The following is a 16,903-nucleotide window of genomic DNA, read 5'->3' as shown; positions in this document are numbered from 1 at the left end:
GCCGTGAGCCGCTACCCTTTTCCCGACCTGAACACCCTGCCCGAAGACATCCGCGCACGCATCGTGGAAGTGCAGGAGAAGGCGGGCTTCATCCCCAATGTGTTCCTGGCCTTTGCACGCCGCCCGGCCGAGTGGCGAGCGTTCTTTGCCTACCACGATGCACTCATGCTGAAAGAGGAAGGCAGCCTGACCAAGGGCGAGCGCGAGATGATCGTGACCGCCACCAGTGCCGCCAACCAGTGTCTGTATTGCGTGGTGGCCCACGGCGCCATCCTGCGCATCTACGAAAAGAAACCGTTTGTGGCCGACCAGGTGGCCGTGAACCACCGCAAGGCCGACATCAGCCCGCGCCAGCGCGCCATGCTCGACTTTGCGATGAAGGTCTGCCTTGACGCACACGAAGTCGAGGACGCCGACTTTGTGGCCCTGCACGCCCATGGTTTTGACGACGAGGACATCTGGGACATCGCGGCCATCACTGCGTTCTTTGGCCTGAGCAACCGCATGGCCAGCTTTGCGGGCATGCAGCCCAACCCAGAGTTTTACTTGATGGGACGGGTGCCCAAGCAGAAGTAAGTGCCCTGGCGCATTTACTATCAGTATAATAGCTACTAGCGCTTATCCAATAAGCGCTAGAGCCCAATTTCATTCAAATTTAATCCGCAGTGACCAGCGCCCGCATCCAGTCCGGCAAGGGCGCTGCCTTCTGCTGCGGGAAGTCCACCCAGATGGTGGTGGCGCCACCTGCCGCGCAAATCACGCCGGGCTGGTCCACGCGCTCCATCGTGCCCCAGGTCTCGAACGTGGTGCGGCCTGGGTCGCTCACGTAGAGCTTGAGCAGCACGTCGGCCGGGTATTCGAGCTGCTTGTAGAAATTGCAGAACGCATTGACGATGACCGGCCCCTGGCCGCGCGGATCGGGGTTGCAGCCCACGGACACCATCCACTCGATGCGGGCCGTCTCCAGGTATCTGAAATACACCGTGTTGTTGACATGGCCCATGGCGTCCATGTCGCCCCAACGCACGGGGAAACGCATCTCAAAGACTAGCCTCTTGACTTCGGGGATTTCAATCTTCATCGGTAGTCCAGGTTGTTGGTACGCCCACGCGCTCCGCAACTGGCACGCCCGAATGCCAGTGCCACCGTGGAACTGGCTTTGCCAGGCCACCGGTGGCGTCCCCTTTGGGGGAAGGCGCGCAGCGACTCAGGGGGGCATCCTATACAGCAAAGCCGTCGTCAGCCGCAATCACCGCACCATTGATGAAATGGCTCTGGTCGCTGGCCAGCATCACCAGCAGCGCATCCAGGTCTTGCGCGTTGCCCACGCGCTTGCGGGGCAGCATGTCGATGAGCTTCTTGCCCTGCTCGGTCTGCCAGTGGTGGTGATTGATTTCAGTGTCGATGTAGCCCGGGCAGATCGCATTCACGTTGATGCCGAACTTGCCCCATTCCATGGCCATGGCCTTAGTCATCTGCACCACGGCGGCCTTGCTCATGCAATAGGCGCCGATCTGCGGCAACACCTTGAGGCCCGCCATCGAGGCAATGTTGATGATGCGACCGCCGGTGAAGCTGCCCGGCGCTGCACCGCGGGAGCGGGCCAGCATGCGCTTGCCCACCTCTTGCGCCACAAAGAAGGCGCCCTTCACGTTGGTATCGAAGATGAAGTCATAGTCCTCGGGCGTCACGTCCTGGATGCGCTGCGTGGTGCTCACGCCCGAGTTGTTCACCAGAATGTCGATGGAGCCCATTTCGGTCTCGGCATGGGCCACGGCGGCCTTGATGGAGTCGTGGTCGGTCACATCCAGCTCGATCACATGGGCGTCACCGCCCTCGCCTTCGATGCGCGCGCGCAGCTCCTTGAGTTTTTCCACCCGGCGGCTGGCCAGCACGACGCCTGCACCCGCGCGGGCCAGCGTGCGGGCAAACTGCGCGCCCAGCCCGCTGGAGGCGCCCGTGATGAAGGCCACGCGGCCGGACAAGTCGATGCTGTATGCCATTTAGAGTCTCCCTACTGATCAAAATAGAACGGTCGTTCGATTGTCCATATTCCGTGAATACAATCAGTCGCCAGACAGACAGGGCGCGGTCGGCGCTCTGTAGAAAATAATCCATTATCAAACGCCCGACGAGAAGCCCATGACCAACGAAGAAATCCTCGCCCAATACGGCCCCCGTGAATCCATGGAATACGACGTGGTGGTCGTTGGCGGTGGCCCTGGCGGCCTTGCCACTGCGATCCGCCTGAAGCAACTGGCGGCCGAAAAAGGCCAGGACGTCTCGGTCGTGGTGCTCGAAAAAGGCTCCGAGCCCGGTGCGCACATCCTGTCGGGCGCCATCATGGACCCCAAGGCGCTCACCGAGCTGATCCCCGACTGGAAAAAGCGCGGCGCGCCGCTTAACCAGCCCGTCACCGACGACGCCTACATCTTTCTGTCTGAAAAATCGGGCTTTCGCGTGCCCAACATGTTCCTGCCACCGTTTGCGCAGAACCATGGCAACTACATCATCAGCCTGGGCAACCTGACCAAGTGGCTGGGCGAGCAGGCAGAGGCCCTGGGTGTGGAAATCTTCCCCGGCTTTACCGCCGCAGAGGTCCTCTACAACGATAACGGCTCCGTCAAGGGTGTGGCCACGGGCAATCTGGGCATCGGCAAGGACGGCGAGCCCACCGAAAACTTCCAGCTCGGTATGGAGCTGCTGGGCAAATACACCGTGTTTGCCGAAGGCGCACGCGGCCACCTGGGCAAGCAGCTGATTGCCAAGTACCAGCTCGACAAGGACCGCGACCCGCAGAGCTTTGGCATTGGCGTGAAGGAACTCTGGGAAATCGACCCCAAGAAGCACCAGCCCGGCTTTGTGATGCACACCGCTGGCTGGCCCATGGAGAACGACACCTACGGCGGCGCCTTCCTGTACCACCTGGAGGGCAACAAAGTCGCTGTCGGTTTTGTGACCGGCCTGGGCTATCAGAACCCCTACCTCAGCCCCTTCGAGGAATTCCAGCGCTGGAAGACGCACCCGAACGTCCGCTACTACTTCGAAAACGAAAAGGGCGAAGTCGCGGCCAAGCGACTGTCGTACGGCGCACGCGCGATCAACGCCAGCGGCATCAACGCCCTGCCCAAGACCGTGTTCCCGGGTGGCGCACTGGTGGGCTGCAATGCGGGCTACCTGAACGTGGGCCGCATCAAGGGCAGCCACGCCGCCATCAAGACCGGCATGCTGGCCGCTGAAGCCGCCTACGACGCCGTGGTGGCGGGCCGTCAGCACGACGAGCTGACAGCCTACCCCGAAGCCTTCGAAAAGAGCTGGCTGCACACCGAGCTGAACAAGGACCGCAACTTCAAGAACTGGTTCAAGTACGGCCTGACCACGGCCACGCTGATGAACGGCTTCGAACAATTTGTGCTGCGCGGCCACATCCCCTGGACGTTGCACCGCGACAAGCCCGACCACGCGTACCTCAAGCCTGCGGCCGAGTGCAAACCCATCGTCTACCCCAAGCCCGATGGCAAGCTCACGTTCGACCGCCTCTCCAGCGTGTTCATCAGCAACACCAACCATGAAGAGAACCAGCCCGCCCACCTCACGCTCAAGGACGCGAGCGTGCCGGTCAACATCAACCTGGCCAAGTACGCGGGCCCCGAGGCGCGCTACTGCCCGGCGGGCGTTTACGAGTTCGTGCCCGACACCACCAAAGGCGGTGATGCCCAGCGCCTGCAGATCAATGCGCAGAACTGCGTGCACTGCAAGACCTGCGACATCAAGGACCCCACGCAGAACATCGTGTGGGTCACGCCGGAAGGCGGCGGCGGTCCGAACTACGCGGGCATGTAAGCACCATCAAAATTCATAGCACCTTGCGCTTGAAGGGCCTGCGCTGCAGGCCCTTTTTTATTGATGTCTCGGGCACTGGCGCTCACGCGGCTGCCCGCGTGAGTTGAAACTGCCCCATCGCACCCGCCAGCCGGTTGGCCTGGTCCTTGAGGCTCTGGGCCGCTGCAGCGCCCTGCTCCACCAGCGCGGCGTTTTGCTGCGTCATGTGGTCGAGCTGGTCGACCGCCTGGCTCACCTGGCCGATCTGCGTGCTCTGCTCGCTGCTGGCCTCGTTGATCTCGGACATCAGCGTGGTCACCCGCTCCACGCTCTGCACGATGTCGCCCATGGTGGAACCTGCGGTGACCACCAGCCGGGCGCCGTCACTCACCTTGTCCACGCTGGTGGAGATCAGCGCCTTGATCTCGCGCGCCGCATTGGCACTGCGCCCTGCGAGGCCCCGCACTTCGCTGGCCACCACGGCAAAGCCGCGCCCCTGTTCGCCCGCGCGGGCGGCCTCCACGGCGGCGTTCAGTGCCAGGATATTCGTCTGGAACGCAATGCCATCAATGATGCCAACGATGTCGGCGATCTTCTTGCTGCTGGCATTGATCTCTTCCATGGTCTTGACCACCTGGCTGACCACTTCGCCGCCTTTGCTGGCCACTTCGGTGGCGTTCAGCGCAAGGGCATTGGCCTGGCGCGTGCTGTCGGCATTGGCGGCCACCATCTGCGCCAGCTGCGCAATGCTGGCCGCCGTCTGCTGCAGGTTGCTGGCGGCATGCTCGGTGCGCATGCTCAGGTCAGTGTTGCCCGCTGCCACCTCCGAACTGGCCACATGGATGGATTCGCCCGAGTCACGCACCTCGGTCACCACGTAGTGCAGCGACTCGACCATCTTGTCCAGCGCCGTGAGCAGCTGGCCAATCTCGTCGGTGCGCTGGGTTTTCATGCGCACCGTCAGGTCGCCCCGCGCCACCAGGTCGGCCGCCTCGCAGGCCTGGCGCAGCGGCAGCACGATGGAGCGCCGCAGCAGCCAGCCAAACAGCGCCGACAGCGCCACCACCACCAGCACCGCCACAGCACTGACCCATTGCGCACGGGACGCGTCGGTAATCATGCTGTCACCCGCTTTCAGGGATGACTGCTCGGAGGCTGCGAGCAACTGGTCAATGGAGCGCAGGTACTGGGTCAAAGCAGCAGCGTGTTCCTGCAACTCCTTCTGGCTGATGATCTTGGCTTCGAGGGCGTTTTGCACCAGCGCATCCCGCAACACTGCATATTTCTGGCGTTGCTCCTGGGCTTCGGTCCACAGCGGCCCGGCGCTCTCGCTGGAGGACGCCCTGGCCATCGCTTCTTCAATGCGCTTGCGCATCGCGTCTTCGGCGGCGATTTGGCTGCGCATCTCAGCCACCAGCGGGAACACGTCGGACGACAACGTGGCACGCAATGCAATCTGGCCGATATAGACAGACTGCGTTTTCCAGTCCCGCACCGTGCGCTCAATGGGCAGCTGCTCTGCAGTCAGCAGCGTAGCCTGGCGGCTGGTGTCCTGGCCCGTCAGCCAGGTGGTGGCGCCGAGCAAGGCCACCGCGAAGCCCAGAATGCCAAAGCTGGCCGCCAGCTTCTGCCCCACGCTCAGGGTGCGGCTGCGCCGCGCAGGCTCTGGGCTCTGGGCGGCAGAGTCTGTTGTGGCACGGTTGACATCCGCGTGTGCAGGTGCGGCGGAGAAGGTGGCGCCGCCAAGCGCCCCGGAAGTGGCTGGCAAGTAGTTCATGAGCGTTCTCCTGGTTCATTTCCCGCACCGTGCGGGGGTGAAAACCAGTGGTGGCAAGCGCTGTGCCAAGTGTGTCCCCGCAGGTACATCGCACACAGCACATGCCCCACTGGGGTCAGCGGCCCATCACGTCACGACGTGACACATTCGCCAAAGCCGCCACCGCCGGGGGTAGCGATCTCGAACACATCGCCAGGCTCCATCAGCGCCGCGCCGATATGGCCCAGCTCTTCCACCTGGCCATTGGCACGCAGCACGCGGTTGGCGCCGGGTCGGCCCGGCTGGCCGCCTGCCATGCCAAAGGCGGGGTTCAGGCGCCCGTTGGACAAAATGCTGGCCGTCATCGCCTCCAGAAAGCGCACGCGCCGCACGCCACCATCACCACCCGCCCAGCGGCCTGCCCCGCCGGACCCGCGCTGGATCTCGTAGCTGTCGAGCACCACGGGGAAGCGGAACTCCAGCACCTCGGGGTCGGTCAGGCGCGAATTGGTCATGTGCGTCTGGACCACGCTGGTGCCGTCAAACCCGCGCACCGTGCGGCCCGAAGCATCGAACACCGCACCGGCACCGCTGCCGCCGGCAATGGTTTCGTAGTACTGGTACTGCGCATTGCCAAAGGTGAAGTTGTTCATGGTGGGCTGGCTGCCCGCCATCACGCCCAAGGCGCCGAACAGCGCATTGGTGATGCAGGTGGAGGTCTCCACATTGCCCGCCACCACCGAGGCCGGCGGGTTGGGGTTGAGCATGGAGCCCTGCGGGATGATGACCTGCAGGGGCTTGAGGCACCCGGCATTGAGCGGAATGTCATCGTCGACCAGCGTGCGGAACACATACAGCACCGCCGCCATGCACACCGCACGCGGGGCGTTGAAGTTGTTGGTCTGCTGCGCACTGGTGCCTGCAAAGTCGATGACCGCGCTGCGCTCGGCCACATTGACCTTGACCGACACGCTGATCTGTGCACCGTTGTCCAACTTGAGGGTGAACTGCCCATCTTTGAGCTGCGTGATCACGCGGCGCACCGACTCTTCCGCGTTGTCCTGCACATGGCGCATGTAGGCCTGCACGACATCCAGGCCAAACTGCCCCACCATCTTCGAGAGTTCCTGCACACCCTTCTCGTTGGCAGCGATTTGCGCGCGCAGATCGGCCAGGTTCTGCTGGGGATTTCGGCTGGGGTATGGCGTGGTGCCGCCACCCGTCGTCAGCAGGCTGCGCACCTCTTCTTCCAGAAAGAGGCCACGGTCCACCAGCTTCACGTTGTTGATCTGCACACCCTCTTCGTCGATACGCGTGGAGAACGGTGGCATCGAGCCCGGCGTGGTGCCACCGATGTCGGCATGGTGGCCCCGGCTGCCCACATAAAACGTGGGCTCCTTGCCCTCGGCCACATACACCGGGGTGATCACGGTCACATCGGGCAGATGGGTGCCGCCATGGTACGGGTCGTTGAGCATGTACACATCGCCCGGGTGCATCTTCCCCGCGTTCTCGCGGATCACGGTCTTGATGCTCTCACCCATGGAACCCAGGTGCACGGGCATGTGCGGCGCGTTGGCGATCAGGTTGCCCGTGGCATCGAAGAGCGCACAGCTGAAGTCCAGGCGCTCCTTGATGTTGACCGAGTAGGCCGTGTTCTGCAGCTGCAGACCCATCTGCTCAGCGATGTTCATGAACAGGTTGTTGAACACCTCCAGCAGCACTGGGTCCACCGTGGTGCCTGCGGCGTACTGCACCTTGCGCGCGGTGACGCGGTCCAGCACCAGGTGGTCCAGGTCCGTGAGGCGCGCAGACCAGCCGGGCTCCACCACGGTGGTGGTGTTCTTCTCGGCAATGATGGCCGGGCCTGGGATCACGTCGCCAGGGTGCAGGTCCTCGCGCACCACCAGGGCGGCATCGTGCCATGCGCTGCCCGAGTACATCTTCACCGTCTCGCGCTGTGGGTGCTTGCGGTGCGGATGCACGGGAAGGCGCGGCTCGGCGGGGGCATCGCCCGCAATCATGGCCTCGACCGACACGGCCTCCACCACCAGACCCTTGCCTACCATCAGGAAGGCAAAACGCTGGCGATAGGCAGATTCGAAAGCGGCCTGGATGCTGGCCATGTCGCCAAACGGCACCACCAGGGCCGAATCGGTGCCTTCGTAGCGCACGTGCACGTTGTGGCGCACCTGCACCGGATTGGCGCTGACCTGCTGGCGCTCCAGCTCGGCCTGGGCCGCAGAGCCCAGTGCGTCCAGGCGTTCCGCAATCAGCGGCAGCGATGCGGCGGCCAGCGGCATCTCCACCGCCTGTTCGCGGATCACCGTCTGGTCCGCCAGACCCATGCCATAAGCACTGAGCACGCCCGCCAGCGGGTGCACAAACACACGCGACATGCCCAAGGCATCGGCCACCAGGCAGGCATGCTGGCCGCCCGCTCCACCAAAACACTGCAGCGTGTAGCGCGTCACGTCGTAGCCGCGTGCCACGCTGATCTTCTTGATGGCGTTGGCCATCTGCTGCACAGCGATCTGGATGAAGCCTTCGGCCACTTCTTCGGGCTTGCGCTGGGTCTGCGCAGCAATTTCCTCAAAACGGGCGCGCACCGCATCGGCGTCCAGTGTTTCGTTGGCGGCGGGGCCAAACACGCTGGGGAAGTAACGCGGCTGCACCTTGCCCACCATCACGTTGGCATCGGTCACGGCCAGCGGGCCGCCCCGGCGGTAGCTCACCGGGCCTGGGTTGGCGCCTGCGCTCTCGGGGCCCACTCGGAAGCGGGCACCGTCGTAGGCCAGCACCGAGCCGCCGCCAGCCGCCACCGTGTGGATGCTCATCATGGGGGCGCGCATGCGCACACCGGCGACGTGGGTTTCGAATTCGCGCTCGAACGCACCGGCGTAGTGACTCACATCCGTGGACGTTCCGCCCATGTCAAAGCCGATGATCTTTTCATGCCCGGCCAGGCCCGCCGTGCGCGCCATGCCTACGATGCCACCTGCGGGCCCCGACAGAATCGCATCCTTGCCCTGGAAGGTACCCGCATCGGTGAGGCCCCCCGAAGACTGCATGAAGAACAGCTTGACGCCCGGCATCTCGCTGGCGACCTGCTCCACATAGCGGCGCAGGATGGGTGAGAGGTAAGCATCCACCACGGTGGTGTCGCCCCGGCTCACGAACTTCATCATCGGGCTGGTTTCGTGCGAGGTGCTGATCTGCGTGAAGCCCACCTCTTTGGCGATGCGCTGAGCCGCCTGTTCATGCTGGGTGTAGCGGTAGCCGTGCATGAACACAATGGCCACGCTGCGCAGACCACGTCCGTAGGCGGCCAGCAGGTCGCCGCGCAGGCTGGGTTCGTCCAGTGCCTGCAGCACATCGCCATGGGCGCCCACCCGTTCGCACGCTTCGATCACCTCGGTGTACAAAAGCTCGGGCAACTGGATGTGGCGATCGAACAAGCGGGGGCGGTTCTGGTAGGCAATACGCAGCGCGTCGCGAAAGCCGCGCGTGGTCACCAGCAGCGTGGGCTCGCCCTTGCGCTCCAGCAATGCGTTGGTGGCCACGGTGGTGCCCATCTTCACGCACTCCACCAGCGCGGGTGTGACGGGCTCGCCAGGCTTCAAACCCAGCAGGTGGCGGATGCCCGCCACAGCGGCGTCCTTGTACTGCTCGGGGTTTTCAGACAGCAGCTTGTGGGTGGTCAGCGAGCCATCGGGCCGCTTGGCCACGATGTCGGTGAATGTGCCCCCACGGTCAATCCAGAACTGCCAGCGGGGAATGTGGGTGGTGGGTGCAAGTTGTGTCATGGTGTGATGGTTTGCAAAGTGAATTGAAAGGGTTCGGTGCTCGCTCAGGCCGCCAGGGCCAGAGGGGAGCGGGCCGGGGAGCGCGGCGCGCGAGCCAGTGCCTCCAGCACCGCGCGCACAGAAGGAATGGAGGGCGCTGTGACCATTGCCTTGTCCGCTCCGCACCAGGGGCGGCTCAGGGCAGCGATCCAGGGCATCACGACATGGATGTCCGAGGGCGGCAGGGTCTGCATGCTGTCCACCACAATGCTCAGCTCCTGCGCCAGGCGCGAGCCCGGTGCAAAGCGCCAGTGGTACTGGCCGCAACCCAGGCGCACCGCGCGGCTGTCTTTTTCGGTCATGGCCACGAGCCAGGGGCAGTGAAACTCCGCACACGCAGGATCGGGAGGATCGGCCAGACAGAAGCTGTACACGTTTTCATAAGTGCGGCCAAAGCGGCGTACCAGGGTTTCGGCAATGGCGTCGCGGCCGTGGGCCACCGGCGGAAAGTCCATGTCGCCCTGCCGCACATCCATGCGCAGCAGCGCGCCGCCGGCAAAGGCCCGCTCGATCAGGTGAGGCCGGTTGCCATCCTTGGCCAGCAGATACATCTCGATGGTGTCGGAAGGGGTTTGCATGGTGATTCCTTGGTGATGCCAACAATGCAATGGCCTAGCGCTGCGTGTAGTACGGGATGAAGAGCTGGTTGGCCTCGCTCCCCACGGACCGCACCCATTCGCGGGAAAACCGTTCGCCCAGGCGTTTGAGTTCGGAGTCCAGCACCGCGGTGGGGGGCTCGACCTTGATGCCTTTGCGCTGCAGTTCGATCACCGACTCCTCGGCCACGGCGGCGCTCATCGCCCAGCCCCGTTTTTCGGCGTCTGCTGCAGCCTGGCTCACGGCCTGGCGCACCGGGGCGGGCAGTGCGTCAAACGCCTGCTGGTTCACAAAGACGATGTTCTTGGGGAACCAGGCGTTGATACCGTAGTACTGCTTGATCTGGCCCCAGACCTGGTTTTCCACCCCGGTCAGGGCCGATGTGATCATCGAATCCAGCTTTCCGGCCGCCAGGGCCTGGTTGACCTCGACCATGGGCACATCCACGGGCGTGGCGCCCAGCAGCTCGGCAATACGCACCGTGCCCGGGTTGTAGGTGCGCATGCGGGTGCCCTTGAAATCCACCGACGAACGCACCGGGACCGTGGTGAACAGCCCCTGCGGAGGCCACGGCACGGCGTACAAGGCTTTGAGCCCCTTGCGCGCCATGTGCACTTCGATCAACGGTCGCTGCACATCCCACATGCGCCGTGCGTCGGCATAGCTGCGGACCACAAAAGGCACGGAATCGCCACCTGCCATGGGGATCTCGCGCACCAGGCTCGTCATGATGGTTTCGCCCGCCTGGGCCTTGCCGTCCTGCACCGCCTGAGGAATCTCCGCCAGTTTGAACAAGGCGTTGTTGGCATGCACTTCAATGCGCAATGCACCGGCTGAAGCACGCTCCACGTCCTGCGCAAACTGGACGATATTGCGCGTGTGGAACGACTCCGCCCGGTAGCCCGTGGCCAGCTTCCACTGGGTTTGGGCGTGCAGCACCGGGGCCACGGCAAGCGCGGCCAACAACACGATGGTCTTCATGGTGAGCTCCTGTACGGATTTTTCGGCGAGGGGTGCTGCGGGGTCAGCCCTGCATCTGGCGTGGCAGCCAGAGCACGACGTCGGGCACGAAATACGTCAGGATGACCGCAACGATCATCAGTGCGAACAAAGGCAGTGCAGTGCGGGCGATCCAGGTAACTTCGCGGCGCGTCATGCCCTGCAGCACAAAGAGGTTGAAGCCCACCGGCGGCGTGATCTGCGCCATCTCCACCACCAACACGATGAAGATGCCGAACCACACCAAGTCAAAGCCTGCAGCTTCCACCGTGGGCAGCAGCACCGCGATGGTCAGCACCACCATGGAGATGCCATCCAGGAAGCAGCCCAGCAGGATGAAAAACACGATGAGCAGCAGCATCAGCGCAAAGGGCGACAGGTGCAGGGCGCCGATGAACTCGGCCAGGTGGCGTGGCAGGCCGATGAAGCCCATGGCCAGTGTGAGGAACGCGGCGCCCGCCAGGATGAGGCCGATCATGCAGTACACGCGGCAGGCAGCGACCAGCCCGTCCTTGAAGCGCGCCCAATCGAGTGATCCCTCAATCTTCGCCAGAATCAGCGACCCGCCCACACCCAGCGCCGCGGCCTCGGTGGCGGTGGCAATACCGCTGTAGATGGCGCCCAGCACCACCACGATGAGCGACACCACAGGGATCAGGTGGCGCGACGCATAGAGCTTCTGCACAAAGCTCAGGCGGGCATCAGGCGCTGGCACCTTGTCCTTGTTGAACAAGGCCCACACGACGATGTAGCCCATGAACAGGGCTGCCAGCATCAGACCTGGAATCACGCCGGCCAGGAACAACTTGGAGATCGACACATTGGCCGCCACGCCATAGACGATCATGATGATCGACGGCGGGATCAGCAGGCCCAGCGTGCCTGCGCCAGCCAGTGTGCCCACCGAGATGTCTTCGGGATAGCCACGCTGCTTGAGTTCGGGCAGCGTGATCTTGCCGATGGTCGCGCAAGTGGCCGCCGATGAGCCCGAGATGGCAGCGAAGATGGTGCAGCCCACCACGTTCACATGCAACAGGCGGCCGGGCAGACGGTCCAGCCAGGGCGCCAGGCCTTTGAACATGCTGCTCGACAGCTTGCTGCGAAACAGTATCTCGCCCATCCAGAGGAATAGCGGCAAGGCCGTGAGCGTCCAGCTGGAGGTAGACCCCCAGATGGTCAGCATCATGCTGTCACCCACGGGGCGGCTGGTAAAAAGCTCCATACCGACCAGCGCCACCGCAAGCAGTGACAGGCCGATCCACAAACCCGAACCGAGCACTGCAAAGAGCACCACGATCAGGCCAAAGGCAATGATGACGTCCATGTTGATTTCTCCTGCAGGGGGTTACTCGGAACGGGCCGATTCAGACACGGCCATGAAGGCCACGCCCTGAAAGCGCAGGATGAGCGCATGGGCAAACGACAGCGCAAAGCCGATGCAGCCCATGGCCATGCTGATCTGGGGAATCCACAGCGGCGAAGCATCGGCCGCAGGCGAAATGTCGTGCGTGACGTAGGAAATCCACACCGAGCGCACTGCGTAGCAGGCGATATAGGCCGTGAGCACCAGTGCACTGGACAGGCAGAACCATTCAAAGGCGCCGCGCCAGCGTGACGGCAGCCGGTCGAGCAACAGGGTCACCCGGATGTGGTCTCCGTTTTGCAATGTGCCGGGCAATGCAAAGAACAGCGCTGCGGCGATGGCGTAGCCTGCATACGCGTCGAGACCGTCGATGTTGACGTGAATGACCTCGCGGGCAAACACGCCCAGCGTGACTGCGGCGAACGCAGCCAGCATGGACAGGCAGGACAGCAACATCAGCAGCCTGTAGAAATTTCGGACGAGTTTGTCCATGGCGTACTCCGGTAACGCTTGAAAAAAAATGAGGGGGAGTGGCGACGAAAGAACTGGGCAGCATGCGCCTGTGCTACCCCGGCCCCACTGCGGGGGCCCGGAAAACGCCAGTTACTTCTTGCGGTAGGCGTCGATGATGGCCTGCCCCTCAGGTCCGGCAGACTTGATCCAGTCGGCCGTCATGGATTCGCCAATGCTTGCGAGTTCCTTCTTGATGCTGTCGCTGGGCTCGGCCACGGTCATGCCTTTGGCGCCCAGCTCTTTGATGAACTCCTTGTCCACGCGCTCGCTTGTGGCCCAGCCGCGCTCTTCAGCGGCGGCCGCAGCCTTCAGCACAGCATCCTGCAAAGGCTTGTCGAGGGCATCAAACGCCTTCTGGTTCACCACGGTGGCATTGCGCGGCAGCCACGCGCTGACGGGATAAAAGTGCTTCACCTGCTCATACAGCTTGGATTCCACGCCGCTGGCACTGGACGTCAGGAAGTTCTGCACGGTGTTTGTAGCCAGAGCCTGGCCCAGCTCCGACAGCTGGATCGTCACCGGCTGCGCCTTGAGCAGTTGCGCAATGCGCGTGGTGGCGGGGTTGTAAGCCCGCATCTTGGTGCCTGCGAAGTCCGCGGGCGTACTCACGGGCTTGAGCGAGTAGAGCGACTGGCCAGGCCATGGCACGGTGAACAGCACCCTCACGCCCTGCGCAGCGAGCAGCTTTTCCTGCGCAGGCTTGGCGGCCAGATAAAGGCGCTTGGAATCGGCATAGCTGGTGGCCAGGAATGGAATCGAATCCACGCCAAACAGCGGGTTTTCGTTGGTAGCGCCCGAAAGGATGAACTCGGCCGAGGGCACCTGGCCAGTTTGCACCGCACGCTTGATTTCGTTGGCCTTGTACAGCGAGCCACCGGGGTGCAACACGATCTTGAGCTTGCCACCCGTGAGCTGATCCACCTCGTTGGCGAACTGCTGCACGTTCTGCGTCTGGAAGCTGTTGGCGCCATAGCCCGTGGGCAGGTCCCACTTGATCTGGGCCTGGGCGGCGCAGACGCTGAGGACTGCGGACAAACAAATTGTGATTTTCTTCATGGTGGAACTCCTTGTTGAAAGCGGATCAGAAACTGGCGAGCTGGTGGTTGAGAAGGTCGGTGACCAGCATGCAGCCCGGTGCATGCGTGATGCAGAACGCGGGTTGGGCATTCAAGATGGCCGATTGCGGGGTGACACCGCAGGCCCAGAAAACAGGGATTTCGCCCGGCATCAGCGCTACGGCGTCGCCGTAGTCGGGATGGGCCAGATCGGCGATGCCGATCAGGGCCGGGTCACCGATGTGCACAGGTGCTCCATGCACATTGGGAAAACGCGAGGTCACCTGCACCGCACGGATCACATCCGCTGCAGGCATGGGACGCATGGTCACCACCATGGCACCGCCAAAAGGGCCGGCCGGCTCGGTTTGCACGTTGGTGCGGAACATGGCCACGTTCTTGCCTTCGTCGATGTGGCGCAGGCGGATGCCTGCCTCGATCAATGCGGACTCGAACGAAAACGAACAGCCCAGGATGAAGGTGACCAGGTCCGGCCGCCAGAGGCTGGCAATGTCCGCCACCTCCTCCGACATTTCACCGTGGCGCCAGATGCGGTACAGCGGCACATCACTGCGGATGTCGATGTCCTTGCCCAGCGAAGGCAGGGTGAACTGGCCGGGCTCGCTGACCGCCAGCACGGGGCAAGGCTTGGGATTGCGCTGGCAGAACCGCAGAAAGTCACTGGCAAGCACCTCGGGCAGGATGACCACGTTGCCTTGCACATGGCCGTCTGCGAGACCGCTGGTGTGCGATGTCCACAGGCCCTTGCGGATGGTGTCGCGGACGTGGTTCGGATTGCTGGCGCCCTCAGGGCCAAACACCGCGAGCGAATTTTCTTGAGCTAAGTCCACCGTATTTCCTTGCATTGAGAAAAGTCAATTGCATGACGTTGGACGGATTGTGTTGGGGTGTAACTGCGCTGGCAAATTCAAAAAATTTCTCTTAGCTCATCGATTTTTTCGATGCACTTCATTGGGGCGAAGCAAACCAATTTGGTGCTCAGGGTTAACCCTTGGACTTCTATTTAGGGTTAACCCGAGTCCTCGAAAGGAGAATTTGCACAAGCGCAGCCGCACCGAACTGCGCATGTCGCTTCAATGCGAAGTTCTCGGGGCTGCGCCGTAAACGCAGACACTGCAGCCGCAGTGCGCGCAGCGGAAAAAGGAGCGTGCGTGGTCCCCGCGCTCAGGCGCGGGCCTTGCGGGGCTTGGGCGCTGGGGGTTGCTGCGCTTCGATGAAGCTGAGCGCCGAACGCACGATCGCCTCCATTGCGGGCGAAGACGGGTCTTCGCGGTAGCTCACGTGAATGGGCAGCGGACGCAGCGCAATGTCGCAGGCCAGCGCACGAAGATCCGGGAATGCCAGCATCCTCTGCACCGCCAGGCGCGGCAGCGTGGCAACGCCAAAACCGCCCTGCACCAGCTGCACCATGGCAGAGATTGAGGAAATGGTGTGCACGCAGCGCGGCTCCACCTGCGCCTGGCGCAGCGTGTCCAACAGGTACACATGGGGCTGAGAACCGCGCTGAAAGGTCAGGATGTCGGTGCCGGCAAAGTCTTCTGATGCATAGCGCCGCTTGCGGTGGATCTTGCTGTTGCCGACGAACACCATCTCCATCGGCGTCAGCGCCTGGCTGCGAATGCCTTCGGCCGATGCGGGCAAGGCCGCAAACACTGCATCCAGCGTGCCCCGTCGGATCTGATCCAGCAGCACCGGCGTGGATTCGACCGTGAGTTCCAGCTCCAGCAGCGGGTTGTCCTTGCGCAGTTGTTCCACCCAGGGGATGAGCCACGAGTGGAGTACCGACTCAATGGCGCCCAGGCGAATCGACACTTCCAACGGGCCGCCCGAGCCCATCTCGGCCTTGAGCTGGCGTTGCAGCTCCAGCATCCGCTTGGCGTACGTCAGAAAGCGCGTGCCCGCCACTGTGAGCTTGAAATGTTTGTCGCGCCGGTCCAGCAGCAGCACGCCCAGTTCTTCCTCCAGCGCCGCCACGCGGCTGGACATGGCCGACTGCGTCAGAAAGAGTTTTTCCGCCGCACGCGTCACGCTCTTGAGGGAAGCCACCCAGTAAAAGGCTTCGACAAAACGCAGGTTCATGGTGGTGGTTCTCCGGCCTTGCTGGCACGTTGCAAGCTCCTTGGCTGCGCACCGTGGTGGTGCAACATCCCCCAAGCCAGCGCCGAAAGGCGTGGCCATTTTGCCGTTGATCCGCGTGCTCCACAGCCTTTGAACCGCAAAAACAGAGCATCGCCGGGTTTCCTTGATGCCTGCGCAATGGAATTGGGGCTGGATGAAAATACTATTAAAACAATAGCTACTGGCGCTTTACAGATAAGCGCCAGAGTCCATTTTTAATCAAACTCATCCCACAAACAGGGGCAGATCGGCCTTCTTGAGCGTGCGCAGCACGAAGCTGGAGCGGCTGTGCCGGATGCCTTTGATCTTGTAGAGCTTCTCACGCAGCAAGCGCTCGTAGTCGCGCGTGTCCTTCACGACGATGCGCAGCAGGTAGTCGTAGTCGCCCGACACCAGGTGCGCCTCGATCACCTCGGGAATGCTGGCGAGTGTTTCGCCAAATTTTTCGAGCGTGTTGTCGGAATGGCTGTCGAGCGTGACCTGCACCAGCACCGTGTCGGCCAGGTCCAGCGACTGCGGGTTGATGCGCACGGTATAGCCCTGGATCACACCCGCCTCTTCCATCTTCTTGATGCGGCCCCAGCAGGGCGATGCGCTCAGGCCCACGGCCTGCCCGATCTCTTGCAGGCTGGCGCGGGCGTTGCCCTGCAGCACAGCGAGAATTTTTCTATCCAGTCGATCCATCGGCTGGATTATTCACTAATCTTCGCCAACACAGAAAATTATTCTGCGATTCACTCCATTTGAAGCGAATTCAGCAAATTCATCTCATCCGCCCCGCGCATACTTCTTCCATCAAGGCGCTCTTACCGGA

At 62.9% G+C, this 16,903-nt stretch carries 14 protein-coding genes; 2 read left to right on the top strand and 12 right to left on the bottom strand.

The window, feature by feature from the left end; translation table 11 throughout:
- The first annotated feature begins 3 nt into the window (after positions 1-3).
- Complete coding sequence (locus LPA35_RS03535; protein ID WP_142146413.1) at positions 4-576, top strand: peroxidase-related enzyme; 573 nt, start codon at positions 4-6, stop codon at positions 574-576.
- A 79-nt stretch (positions 577-655) separates the two neighbouring features.
- On the opposite strand, the gene LPA35_RS03530 is transcribed toward LPA35_RS03535, so the two are convergent.
- Both LPA35_RS03530 and LPA35_RS03525 read right to left on the bottom strand, forming a co-directional pair.
- Positions 656-1,081: a thioesterase family protein gene (locus LPA35_RS03530; protein ID WP_228895081.1), complete on the bottom strand. Its 426-nt coding sequence runs from the start codon at positions 1,079-1,081 to the stop codon at positions 656-658.
- 139 nt (positions 1,082-1,220) lie between these two features.
- Positions 1,221-2,003: an SDR family oxidoreductase gene (locus tag LPA35_RS03525; RefSeq protein WP_228895079.1), complete on the bottom strand. Its 783-nt coding sequence runs from the start codon at positions 2,001-2,003 to the stop codon at positions 1,221-1,223.
- A 139-nt stretch (positions 2,004-2,142) separates the two neighbouring features.
- Between LPA35_RS03525 and LPA35_RS03520 the strand changes: the two genes are divergently transcribed.
- On the top strand, positions 2,143-3,843 hold the full coding sequence (locus LPA35_RS03520; protein ID WP_228895077.1) for an electron transfer flavoprotein-ubiquinone oxidoreductase: 1,701 nt from the start codon (positions 2,143-2,145) through the stop codon (positions 3,841-3,843).
- A gap of 82 nt (positions 3,844-3,925) precedes the next feature.
- On the opposite strand, the gene LPA35_RS03515 is transcribed toward LPA35_RS03520, so the two are convergent.
- From LPA35_RS03515 to LPA35_RS03470, 10 genes are all read right to left on the bottom strand, one after another.
- On the bottom strand, positions 3,926-5,599 hold the full coding sequence (locus LPA35_RS03515; protein ID WP_228895075.1) for a methyl-accepting chemotaxis protein: 1,674 nt from the start codon (positions 5,597-5,599) through the stop codon (positions 3,926-3,928).
- 131 nt (positions 5,600-5,730) lie between these two features.
- Complete coding sequence (locus LPA35_RS03510; protein WP_228895073.1) at positions 5,731-9,384, bottom strand: hydantoinase B/oxoprolinase family protein; 3,654 nt, start codon at positions 9,382-9,384, stop codon at positions 5,731-5,733.
- Positions 9,385-9,428: 44 nt separating this feature from the next.
- Positions 9,429-10,001 (bottom strand): hypothetical protein, encoded by a 573-nt coding sequence (locus LPA35_RS03505; protein ID WP_055402385.1) that lies wholly within the window; start codon positions 9,999-10,001, stop codon positions 9,429-9,431.
- Between the two features lie 34 nt (positions 10,002-10,035).
- Positions 10,036-11,001, bottom strand: coding sequence for a TRAP transporter substrate-binding protein (locus LPA35_RS03500; RefSeq protein WP_055402383.1), 966 nt, complete (start codon positions 10,999-11,001; stop codon positions 10,036-10,038).
- 43 nt (positions 11,002-11,044) lie between these two features.
- Positions 11,045-12,343: a TRAP transporter large permease gene (locus LPA35_RS03495; protein ID WP_055402381.1), complete on the bottom strand. Its 1,299-nt coding sequence runs from the start codon at positions 12,341-12,343 to the stop codon at positions 11,045-11,047.
- A gap of 21 nt (positions 12,344-12,364) precedes the next feature.
- Positions 12,365-12,874 (bottom strand): TRAP transporter small permease, encoded by a 510-nt coding sequence (locus LPA35_RS03490; protein WP_218299710.1) that lies wholly within the window; start codon positions 12,872-12,874, stop codon positions 12,365-12,367.
- Between the two features lie 111 nt (positions 12,875-12,985).
- The gene (locus LPA35_RS03485) at positions 12,986-13,951 is read right to left on the bottom strand and encodes a TRAP transporter substrate-binding protein (protein WP_218299709.1); all 966 of its coding nucleotides are present in this window, start codon (positions 13,949-13,951) and stop codon (positions 12,986-12,988) included.
- A 25-nt stretch (positions 13,952-13,976) separates the two neighbouring features.
- Positions 13,977-14,816 carry a putative hydro-lyase gene (locus LPA35_RS03480; RefSeq protein WP_370641343.1) on the bottom strand — a complete coding sequence of 280 codons (840 nt, stop codon included), beginning with the start codon at positions 14,814-14,816 and terminating at the stop codon, positions 13,977-13,979.
- A gap of 319 nt (positions 14,817-15,135) precedes the next feature.
- Complete coding sequence (locus LPA35_RS03475; protein WP_121419953.1) at positions 15,136-16,050, bottom strand: LysR family transcriptional regulator; 915 nt, start codon at positions 16,048-16,050, stop codon at positions 15,136-15,138.
- A 264-nt stretch (positions 16,051-16,314) separates the two neighbouring features.
- Positions 16,315-16,773 (bottom strand): Lrp/AsnC family transcriptional regulator, encoded by a 459-nt coding sequence (locus tag LPA35_RS03470; RefSeq protein WP_010458688.1) that lies wholly within the window; start codon positions 16,771-16,773, stop codon positions 16,315-16,317.
- Positions 16,774-16,903 lie beyond the last annotated feature (130 nt).

It is taken from the genome of Acidovorax sp. Leaf73, from assembly GCF_916855635.1.
GTDB classification, from domain to species: Bacteria; Pseudomonadota; Gammaproteobacteria; order Burkholderiales; family Burkholderiaceae_C; genus Acidovorax; species Acidovorax facilis.
The sequence above is the reverse complement of the archived record's forward strand: the minus strand, read 5'-3'. Positions and strand labels throughout refer to the sequence as shown.